This is a genomic window from Streptomyces sp. UNOB3_S3 (assembly GCF_020740895.1).
Classification (GTDB): Bacteria; Actinomycetota; Actinomycetes; order Streptomycetales; family Streptomycetaceae; genus Streptomyces.
Genome location: NZ_JAILXP010000279.1, coordinates 1 through 9674 on the forward strand (window position 1 = coordinate 1; position 9674 = coordinate 9674).

The following is a 9674-nucleotide window of genomic DNA, read 5'->3' on the forward strand; positions in this document are numbered from 1 at the left end:
GGGTTGGGTGGCTTTTCGGCCGGGATGGGCAAGGGTCGTACGGCGACCGCACCGTCGCCCTCGCCTGGCTACTGTGTATCCACACGCTTCCGAGAGCGATGTCTGCGCCGCCTGAGAAGGAGCTCCACTTGAGCGCCCACTCCGCCACACAGCGCCCCGCCGGTGTCCCGCCCATGCCCGAACGCAACCCGAAGGCTCTCCGGGAAGCGATCGCCACCCATGCCCCGCAACTCCTCGCCGATTTCGACCGGCACTGGAAGCGGGACATCGCCGACACCTACGACCTCACACCTGTCCCGGCGTTCATGGCCCGCTGGTGGACCGAGTACGCCCTCGCCCGCGACCCCAGACTGGACGCCCGGGTGTCCGACCTCGAGGACCGCGCTGCCGAAGCCGGTGACACCGCGGAGGCCCGTGCCCTCCTCGAACAGGCCGCGCACCTGCGGCGGGAAGCCGGACACGCGGAACCCGGCCAGTGACCGACGACGGGTTCATGGGCCCGCCGTGGCAGATCGACTACGTCGAAGGCGCCCGCACCTACCGCGACTCGCTGCCCGAAGATGTGCGGAAGACTTTCCGGGACGCTCTGATCGACATCCTCACCGCCAAGGACCCCTACCGGCCCGGGGAGCACATCCCGGTCGAACCCGCCAGGTCCACCCGCTTCCGGGGCCCCCACATCCTGGCCTTCGACGGCGGGCGCGGATGGGCCCGCTTCGTCTTCGTCCGTCGCACCGCGGACCCGCAAATCGTGATCGAGGAACTCTTCTGGCAGTGACCACGACGCGCCACAGCGCCTGCCTGCTTTCACAGGTCAGAGGGGATAAGGGGCGGACGAGTCGGCCTGTACGCCGGGTTCTGTGCGCGCGGTCCCTTACGGGAGCCGCGGCGGCGGCCATCCATCTAGGCCTGCCGTTGCCGACAGGCTCGTGCGGTCTACCCGCGGACTCGGGCGGGCAGCCCTCGATCGTCCGCGCAGGGCCGTCGCCGTGAAGCGACCGCCCCTCTTGACCTTGCTCCGGGTGGGGTTTACCTAGCCGCCTGGGTCACCCCAGGCGCTGGTGGTCTCTTACACCACCGTTTCACCCTTACCGGGAATCCGAAGATCCCCGGCGGTCTGTTCTCTGTGGCACTGTCCCGCGGGTCACCCCGGGTGGGCGTTACCCACCACCCTGCCGTATGGAGCCCGGACGTTCCTCGGGAGACCCCTGAAGGTCCCACGCGGCCGCCCGGCCGGCTCGTCCGCCGTGCCCCCATGCTACCGGCCCGCCACCAGGCCCGTTCACGCCGGGGCGATCACCACCGCGTTAAGGTGCCACACGGATTACCCAAGAGGCTCACCCAAGGAGACCGACCGTGCTCGTGCTGTTGCCACCGTCCGAGGGGAAGGCCACGGGTGGCACCGGGCCCGCGCTGGACACCGGGGCACTGGCGCTCCCCGGCCTCACGGCCGCCCGGGAGACCGTGCTCGCCGAGCTCGTGGACCTCTGCACCGGCGACCAGGACAAGGCCGCCGACGTCCTCGGCCTCAGCCCCGGCCTCCGTGGCGAGATCGCCAAGAACGCCGCCCTGCGGACGTCCGGCACCCGCCCCGCCGGGGAGATCTACACCGGCGTCCTCTACGACTCCCTCGGCCTCATCACCCTCAGCGGCCCCGCCCGCCGCGCCGCCGAACGCTCCCTCCTCGTCTTCTCCGGCCTCTGGGGCGCGGTCCGGATCACCGACCCCATCCCCTCCTACCGCTGCTCCATGGGCGTCAAGCTCCCCGGCCTCGGCGCCCTGGGCGCGTACTGGCGAGCCCCCATGGCCGACGTCATGCCCGAGGCCGCCGGCGACGGCCTCGTCCTGGACCTCCGCTCCGCCGCCTACGCCACCGCCTGGAAGCCCAAGGGCGAGCTCGCCGAGCGGACGGCCACGGTACGGGTGCTCCACTCGAAGACCGTGGCCGGCGTGGAGAAGCGGACGGTCGTCAGCCACTTCAACAAGGCCACCAAGGGACGGCTCGTCCGCGACCTGCTGACCGCCGGGTTCGACCCCGCCACCCCCGCCGAACTCGCGGGCGCGCTGCGGGAGCTCGGATATGCCGTCGAAGGCGACGACGCCCCCGCGAAGCGGGGGAAGTCGCTGGGGCTCGATGTGATCGTGTCCGAGCTCTGACCCTCGCGTTGCGCATGGCGCAACGTTCGTTGTGGTGAACGATCCGTCTCGGCAGGATGACGGGCGTGACCGATCTCCTTGATCTCGCGCCCGTCATCCCCGTCGTCGTCCTCCACGACATCGCCGACGCGATACCGCTCGCGCGGGCGCTGGTCGCGGGAGGACTGCCGGTGATCGAGGTCACCCTACGAACCCACACCGCGCTGGACGCGATACGTGCGATTTCCGCCGGCGTACCAGAGGCCATCGTCGGCGCCGGAACGGTCCTGCGCCCCGCGCAGGCGGAGGCCGCCGTCGAGGCCGGGGCCCGTTTTCTGGTCAGCCCGGGCTGGACGGAACGGCTGCTCGACGCCCTCCGGGCGACCGGCATGCCGTTCCTGCCGGGCGTCGCCACGGCGTCCGAGGTGCTGGCGCTGCTGGAGCGCGGGGTGCGCGAGATGAAGTTCTTCCCGGCGGAGGCGGCGGGCGGGGTGAACTATTTGCGGTCACTGTCGGCGCCGCTCCCGACGGCCCGCTTCTGCCCTACGGGCGGGATCGGGCCGGAATCGGCCCGCGAGTACCTGGCGTTGCCGAACGTCGGCTGCGTCGGCGGTACGTGGATGCTGCCGCCCGACGCGGTACGGAACCACGACTGGGGGCGGGTGGAGGAGCTCGCCGCGCAAGCGGCGGCGTTGCGGGGCGCGGGCGCCGCCTAGACGGCGCCGCGCTTCAGCCCGTTCACGAAGGCCGCCCACGCGGCGGCCCGGAACACCAGGGCGGGGCCCTGGGGAGCGAACTTACTGTCCCTTACGGGGACGAAGTCGGGGATACCGGGGGCTATTTCTATGCAGTTGCCTGCGTCGTTGCCGCTGTAGCTGCTTTTGCGCCACGTTGCCATTGCGCTCATACCCTTCCATTGCATCTCTGATCAAGGCGGCGGAGTCGGGGCCTGAGAGGCAGTCAGCCCTGAGCACATCGTAGAGCTTGGTGTAGCGCGCGATAATCGCCGGATCGTTGATGAAATGGCCCGCTTCCAAGGATTCCGAGTACACCCAGTCCTGCCCGTCGGGCAGCCTGATCAGCGACATTGAGCACTTTGGCCTGGCCAGCTGCGCGTTGAAGGGCACTACCTGGACCCCCATGTTCGTCCGCTCGCCCGCGAGCAGCAGCTGCGCGCACTGGTCGCGCATCACCGCAGCGTTTCCAACGACGTTGCGAATGGTGCTCTCGTCCAGGACCACGACCAGAAGCGGGCCGTCGGTCTCCAGGAAGCGCTGCTGTCGGCTCATTCGGGCCGCCACCCGCTCGTCCAGTTCGCGTCCCGAGGAGAATTGCGAGAGCAGCGCTCGCGCATATTCCTCGCTCTGCAGCAGACCCGGCACCACGTCGATCTGGTACTCGCGAAGCTCGACCGCCTTCTCCTCCATCTCCACCCGCCGTTTGAACCAGTCCGGATGGCTGACCGCCGGATACCAGTCGATCTTCCGCCACAGCTTGGCGAACATCTCCTCCGTGCCCAGCACCTGGTCGCAAGCGACCACAAAGTTCCGCTGCGGAACCCGCGTCCCCACCTCCACCCTCGCCACCAGCGACCGATTGCACGGGATCTTCGTCGCCAGGTCCTCCTGCGTCAGCCCCGCGACCTCCCGGTGGTGCCGGAGCACCTCTCCGAAGACCGCCGCCGTCGTGGCTCCCGCTCCGCCACTTCCGTCGCGTCGCATCGCACCGTCCTCCCCCTGTTCCAGGTTGCCCATGGCACGTGCAAAACGTTGAGAGCGTAGGCAGCGATCCGCAACTCTGTCCTTACAACAAGTAGTTGGTCACCCACATGGGCGTGATTCAACGGCCGATGTCAAGGAAACCGATGGCTCCTCTCAGCTACCCGACCTCCCCACCCCCCTCCGATGCCGACCTGCGCCGGCTCTCCGCGCAGACCGCGCGCGACCTCCAGTCCGTCTGTCGCGATCACGGCTGGGCGCTGCACATCGCTTCGGCCGAACCCGCGAGCGGGAGCGCGTATGTGCAGTTCCCGCCCCTGCGCGTGGACGTGGCGCAGCAGATCATCGCCGGGCTGCGGCGGTTGCTCAACAGCCGTTGCGCGGAGTGCGCGGCGATCAAGCGGCGGCGCGCGCAGGCGATCAGGGACAAGGACATGGCCACGGCGGCCGCTGCCGCCATGGCCATGGGAAGACACCAACGGGCGGTTCACTGACAACATATGGCCTACACGTGACCGTCGGCGCGCTAACCTGCTGCCGCCATGAACGATTTCGTTGACGAAGCACGCTCGCGAGTCGCACATCTGCTCAGGATGGCCAATACGACCGATGACCGGGTCAGGGCACAGATCATCGAGTACGCCGATACGACCCCCGAGCCCCCGGTGATAAGCCGGGGGGCGGGGATCGTCACGACGGGTTGTTCCCGGTGTCTGCGGACGGCCTGGCGGCAGCACGACTCCGAGGGGCCGCTGTGGGTGTGCGGCACGTGCGGGCACGTGGAGCCGATCACCATGCGGTGCCCGGAGTGCGATGTCGACATGAAGCCACCACGTATGGGCGCGCCGGACCGCTGGGAGTGTCCGGCCTGCGACCGGACCGGATCGTCCCTGGCCTCGTCGTAGACGAGGGGCTACCGCAGGTGCGACGTGTCGTTGAGCAGTCGCAGCGACGCGTTGCCGTCGCCGTAGTACGCCACCGCCGACAGGGACGCCGCCGAGAGCTCCATGCGGAACAGGGACTCGGGCGGGGCGCCCAGGGCGAGGCGGACCAGGGTCTTGATCGGCGTGACGTGGGTGACGAGCAGCACCGTGCGGCCCGCGTAGCGGGCGAGGAGCTTGTCGCGGGAGAGGGAGACGCGGCGGGCGACCGTCGCGAAGCTCTCGCCGCCGCCCGTCGGGGCGGCCTTGGTGGAGGCCAGCCAGGCGTTGAGGTCCTCGGGGTGGCGCTCCTGGACCTCGGCGAAGGTCAGGCCCTCCCAGCTGCCGAAGTCGGCCTCGCGGAGGCCCTCCTCGACGCGGACGTCGAGGCCGAGCCGGTCGGCGATGGTGCCGGCCGTCTGGCGGCAGCGGAGCATCGGGGAGCTGACGATCGCCTGGATGGTGCCGCGGGCGGCGAGCGCGGCGGCGGCCGCCTCGGCCTGGCGGCGGCCGGCGGCGGACAGCTCCGGGTCGGTGCCGCCGCTGCCGGAGAAGCGCTTCTCCGGGGTGAGGGCGGTCTCGCCGTGGCGGAGGAGGACGAACGTGGTGGGCGCGCCGAGGTCGGCGGGGGCAGCCCAGCCGACGGGGGCGGCCTTGGGCTCGGCGAGCGGTTCGGCGGCGGGGATCTCCAGGGCGGCGGCGACACCGGAGGTGCCCCGGTCGGCCGAGGAGAGGCCGGGCTCCCACTGCCGGCCGGCCTTGCCGGCGTCCATGGCCTCGTTGGCCAGCCGGTCCGCGTGCTTGTTCTTCTCGCGCGGGATCCACTGGTAGGAGACCCGGCCCGCCGGGTGGGCCCGCTGGGCCCGCGCGGCGAGCGGCTTCATGTCGGGGTGCTTGATCTTCCAGCGGCCGGACATCTGCTCGACGACGAGCTTGGAGTCCATGCGGACCTGGATCTCGGCGTCGGGGTCCAGGGCGTGGGCGGCCTCCAGGCCGGCGATCAGGCCCTTGTACTCGGCGACGTTGTTCGTGGCCGTGCCGATGTACTCGGCGGCCTCGGCGAGCGCCTCGCCGGTGACGGCGTCGAGGACGACCGCGCCGTAGCCGGCGGGGCCCGGGTTGCCCCGGGAGCCGCCGTCGGCCTCGACGATGAAGCGGTTGGTCATGTCCGGACTACAGGCCCGAGTCGGACGTGCGGACCAGGATGCGGCTGCAGTTCTCGCAGCGGACGATCTCGTCGGCGGCGGCCTTGCGGACCTCGTTGAGCTCGGTGATGTCGAGCTCCAGCCGGCAGCCCTCGCAGCGGCGCTGGTAGAGGCGGGCGGCGCCGACGCCGCCGGAGCGGGCGCGGACCTTGTCGTAGAGCTTGATCAGGTCGGCCGGGACGGAGCCGGCGACGACCTCGCGCTCCTTGGTGACGGTGGCGGCCTCGGCGTCGATGGTCGCGGTGGCGGCGTCGCGGCGGGCGACGGCGTCGTCGACCTTGGCCTGGACGGAGGCGACGCGGCCGGTCAGCTCGGCGGCCCGCTCGGCGGCGCCCTCACGGCGCTCCATGACCTCCAGGACGACGTCCTCCAGGTCGCCCTGGCGCTTGGCGAGGGAGGCGATCTCGTGCTGGAGCTTCTCCAGGTCCTTGGGGGACATGCCGGCGCCGGAGTCCAGGCGCTGCTGGTCGCGGGCGGCGCGCTGGCGGACCTGGTCGACGTCCTGCTCGGCCTTGGCCTGCTCGCGGGAGCAGTCGCTCTCCTCGGTCTGCGCGGCGACGAGGAGGTCGCGGTGCTGGGCGAGGTCGCCCTCGAGGGCGGTGATCTCGGCGTGCTCGGGGAGGCTCTTGCGCTTGTGGGCGAGCTGGGTGAGGCGGACGTCCAGGGCCTGGAGGTCGAGGAGGCGGATCTGGTCGGCGGGCGCGGCGTTGATTTGGGGGCTCCTGGTTACTGGTGATGGGAGGACGACGCCGCGTGGGCGGTCCAGGGGTCGGTGACCGTACGGGAGACATGGGTGCGCAGGCCCCAGCCGTGGCGGTCGGAGATCTCGTCGAGCTGGGCGGCGGCCTGCTCGGTCCAGGGCCACTCGGTGGCCCAGTGGGCGGCGTCGACGAGGGCCAGCGGGCTCTCGGCCCGGGCGTCGGCCGCCGGGTGGTGGCGCAGGTCGGCGGTGACGTAGGCGTCGACGCCGGCGGCCCGCACCTCCTCGAAGAGGGAGTCGCCGGAGCCGCCGCAGACGGCGACCGTGGCGATGAGGCGCTCGGGGTCGCCCGCGACGCGGATGCCCTGGGCGGTGGCGGGCAGGCGCTTGGCGGCGCGCTCGGCGAAGGCGGCCAGGGTCAGCGGCGGGTCGAGCTCGCAGATCCGGCCGAGGCCGCGGCGGCCGGCGGGGTCGCTCGGGTCGGGCACGAGCGGGGCGACGACGCGCAGGTCGAGGGCGCCGGCGAGGGCGTCGGAGACGCCCGGGTCGGCGCGGTCGGCGTTGGTGTGCGCGACGTGGAGCGCGATGTCGTTCTTGATGAGGGTGTGCACGGCGCGGCCCTTGAAGGTGCCGGCCGAGACCGTCGTCGTGCCGCGCAGATAGAGCGGGTGGTGGGCGACGATCAGGTCGGCGCCGAGCTCCACGGCCTCGTCGACGACTTCCTGGACGGGGTCGACGGCGAACAGGACCCGGGTGATCCGGTCCTCGGGGTCGCCGCAGACCGTACCGACGGCGTCCCACTGCTCGGCTCGCTCCGGGGGCCAGAGGGCTTCGAGGGCGGAGATGACTTCAGACAGTACGGGCACGGAGGAAAGGCTACCTTCCTCCGTGCCCGCCCTTCGCTGACGCGGGTGCCTCTCAGTTCTTCACGAGGAAGCCGCGGAGGTCGTCGAGGACGCTGTCGGCCGCGGTGACACCGAGGCCGAGGTACCAGGTCTCGTCGGAGACGTTCTTCGCCCGACCGTCCTTGACCGCCTTCAGGCTCTTCCAGAGCGGGTTGTCCTCGGCGGTGTCGCGCTTGGTCTTGTCCGGGTCGCCGTAGACGCCGGTGAAGATCCAGTCGGCGTCGGCCTGGTCGATGTTCTCGGGGCTGATCTCCACGGCGAGCTTGTCGGCCTGCTGGTTCTTGGGCCGGGGCAGGCCGGCGTCCTTGAGGATGGTGCCGATGAAGGACTGCTGCGCGTACAGACGGGTGAACTGCGGCAGGTAGCGCAGCATGGTGATCGTCGGCTTCTTGTCGCCGAGGTCGGCGCCGAGCTTCTTCGCCTTGGCCTCGTACTCCGCCAGCTGCTTCTTGGCCTCGTCGGTCCTGTCGAGGGCGGCGGCGTTGAGGAGGTAGTTCTCCTTCCAGGTGAAGCCCGGGCGGACGGAGAACACGGTCGGGGCGATCTTCGACAGGTCCTTGTAGTGCTTCTCGGCGCGGAGTTTGCTGCCGAGGATCAGGTCGGGCTTGAGCTCGTTGATCGCTTCGAGGTTGAGGTTGTTGATGGTGCCGACGCTCTTGGGCTCGCCGATGTCCTTCTTGAGGTAGTCGGGGATGCCCTTGCTGCCCTCGCTGGGGGCCCAGCCGACGGGCTTGAGGCCGAGCGAGACGACATTGTCGAGCTCGCCGACGTCGAGGACGACGACGCGCTGGGGGCGCTGCTTGATCTCGGTCTTTCCCAGGGCGTGGGTGATGACGCGCGGGAACCGGCCGGGGGCGGCGTCCGTGCCCATCTTCGCGGTCTGCTCGGCGGCCTTGCCGAAGTCCTTGCCCTTCTCGGAGACGGCCTTCGAACCGGCGCCGCCGTCCTTGCCCGATTCCGAGGAGCCGCCGGACGAACCGCCGCAGGCGGTGAGCGTGAGCGCGGCGGCTATGGACAGGGCGGCGGCTGCGGTCACGGTGCCGCGGCGGCGGAGGGACATGGGGGCTCCCGGCTAGGTACTTAGGATCGCCTTACCTTAATCACTCGCCTCCCCGGAAGCACACCCACCCCCTTTTCTCAGGCGAACCGGACAACTAACCACCCATACGGGTGAAGCACCCGGGGTCGTGGCGTTCCACAGGAATCCGGATAACTACGTTCTGTGCCGGAGGTGACGATTTCCATGACGGTCTGTGCTCCCCACGGCCCCCAGAGCGCTCCGCAGAGACTTCCGCGGAGCGCACCGCCGGAAGGATCGAGACGCCCGGCGTTCACCGTCACGGTGGACGGTTCGTACGCGGCCTGGCTCGCCCTCGGCCGCGGCACGGACGGCTGGTTCCCCGAGCGCTGGACCCTCGACGGGCCCGAGCCCTACGCGGTGTCGCTGCCCGGCACCCAGCCCGAGGAACCGGACAGCCAGCTGCTCCCGCTCACCGACGGCCGGGTCCTCATCCGCCGCCGCGTCGCCGAGCGGTACGCGCTGTCGCTGCTCTACCCCGCCGGGCCCGGCACCGGCGAACTGCCGCTCGGCGCCATCGAGTGCCCGTACCTGTGCCTGCTGCCCCCCGCGCCCGACGGCCGCTCCGCCTACGCCCTCGTCCACGGCGAGACCCAGACCACCCTCTGGCGGGTGCACGGCGGCAGCGGCGGCCCCGAGCTGCTGGCCACGGTGCCGGGGCGGTGCGAGGGCGGCGCCTGGCTGGACCGCGCCGGCCGGCTCCTCGCCCTGGACCGCGAGCTGGACGGGCTCACCAAGGCCGTCGTCGTCGACCTGGGCCGGGGCGGCGAGACCAGCCCGCTGCTCCAGATCACCGAGAAGAGCAACGACCGCCTGCTCCTCGCCGAGCCCGACAGCGGCCTGCTGCTCGTACGCTCCGACGCGCCCGGCGTCGACCGGCTGGGCTGGGGCGTGCTGGGCTCGGCCCGGCCCGTGCGCTTCCCCGAGTGCCTGCTGCCGCCCGACGCCGAGCTGACCCCCTTCGCCGCGCGGCCGGGCCAGGGCCTGGCCCCCGAGGAGTGCTCGGTGGCCT

General features: G+C 71.2%; 12 protein-coding genes and 1 other RNA gene. 6 read left to right on the plus strand and 7 right to left on the minus strand.

Annotated elements, in window-relative coordinates; genetic code table 11:
• Positions 1-173: 173 nt before the first annotated feature.
• Positions 174-479, plus strand: coding sequence for a DUF6247 family protein (locus tag K6I33_RS25495; RefSeq protein ID WP_229356878.1), 306 nt, complete (start codon positions 174-176; stop codon positions 477-479).
• Entirely contained in the window at positions 476-778 is a 303-nt protein-coding gene (locus K6I33_RS25500) for a hypothetical protein (protein WP_229356869.1), read from the plus strand. Before K6I33_RS25495 ends, K6I33_RS25500 begins: the two co-directional genes overlap by 4 nt.
• Before the next feature lie 53 nt (positions 779-831).
• Here K6I33_RS25500 and rnpB read toward each other — a convergent pair.
• An RNA gene (rnpB, locus tag K6I33_RS25505) (RNase P RNA component class A) lies at positions 832-1241 on the minus strand.
• A 115-nt stretch (positions 1242-1356) separates the two neighbouring features.
• On the opposite strand from rnpB, the gene yaaA reads away from it, so the two are divergent.
• Positions 1357-2157, plus strand: a complete 801-nt coding sequence (gene yaaA, locus K6I33_RS25510; protein ID WP_229356870.1) for a peroxide stress protein YaaA — start codon at positions 1357-1359, stop codon at positions 2155-2157.
• A gap of 56 nt (positions 2158-2213) precedes the next feature.
• On the plus strand, positions 2214-2852 hold the full coding sequence (locus tag K6I33_RS25515; protein WP_229356871.1) for a bifunctional 4-hydroxy-2-oxoglutarate aldolase/2-dehydro-3-deoxy-phosphogluconate aldolase: 639 nt from the start codon (positions 2214-2216) through the stop codon (positions 2850-2852).
• Here the strand turns inward: K6I33_RS25515 and K6I33_RS25520 are convergent.
• Positions 2849-2983, minus strand: a complete 135-nt coding sequence (locus K6I33_RS25520; RefSeq protein WP_229356879.1) for a DUF397 domain-containing protein — start codon at positions 2981-2983, stop codon at positions 2849-2851. The genes K6I33_RS25515 and K6I33_RS25520 overlap by 4 nt on opposite strands.
• Entirely contained in the window at positions 2934-3890 is a 957-nt protein-coding gene (locus K6I33_RS25525) for a helix-turn-helix transcriptional regulator (RefSeq protein ID WP_229356872.1), read from the minus strand. Before K6I33_RS25525 ends, K6I33_RS25520 begins: the two co-directional genes overlap by 50 nt.
• A gap of 110 nt (positions 3891-4000) precedes the next feature.
• Between K6I33_RS25525 and K6I33_RS25530 the strand changes: the two genes are divergently transcribed.
• Positions 4001-4348: a hypothetical protein gene (locus K6I33_RS25530; protein WP_229356873.1), complete on the plus strand. Its 348-nt coding sequence runs from the start codon at positions 4001-4003 to the stop codon at positions 4346-4348.
• Positions 4349-4767: 419 nt separating this feature from the next.
• Here the strand turns inward: K6I33_RS25530 and K6I33_RS25535 are convergent, their stop codons facing one another.
• From K6I33_RS25535 to K6I33_RS25550, 4 genes are read right to left on the minus strand one after another with little or no spacing between them, the layout of a single operon-like run.
• On the minus strand, positions 4768-5940 hold the full coding sequence (locus tag K6I33_RS25535) for a bifunctional RNase H/acid phosphatase (RefSeq protein WP_229356874.1): 1173 nt from the start codon (positions 5938-5940) through the stop codon (positions 4768-4770).
• Positions 5941-5947: 7 nt separating this feature from the next.
• Positions 5948-6691 (minus strand): zinc ribbon domain-containing protein, encoded by a 744-nt coding sequence (locus tag K6I33_RS25540; RefSeq protein WP_229356880.1) that lies wholly within the window; start codon positions 6689-6691, stop codon positions 5948-5950.
• A 14-nt stretch (positions 6692-6705) separates the two neighbouring features.
• The gene (locus K6I33_RS25545; RefSeq protein ID WP_229356875.1) at positions 6706-7545 is read right to left on the minus strand and encodes a Nif3-like dinuclear metal center hexameric protein; all 840 of its coding nucleotides are present in this window, start codon (positions 7543-7545) and stop codon (positions 6706-6708) included.
• 52 nt (positions 7546-7597) lie between these two features.
• The gene (locus K6I33_RS25550; protein WP_229356876.1) at positions 7598-8644 is read right to left on the minus strand and encodes an ABC transporter substrate-binding protein; all 1047 of its coding nucleotides are present in this window, start codon (positions 8642-8644) and stop codon (positions 7598-7600) included.
• Positions 8645-8827: 183 nt separating this feature from the next.
• On the opposite strand from K6I33_RS25550, the gene K6I33_RS25555 reads away from it, so the two are divergent.
• The coding region (locus K6I33_RS25555) for a hypothetical protein (RefSeq protein ID WP_374285808.1) at positions 8828-9674 on the plus strand (847 nt) is incomplete at its 3' end.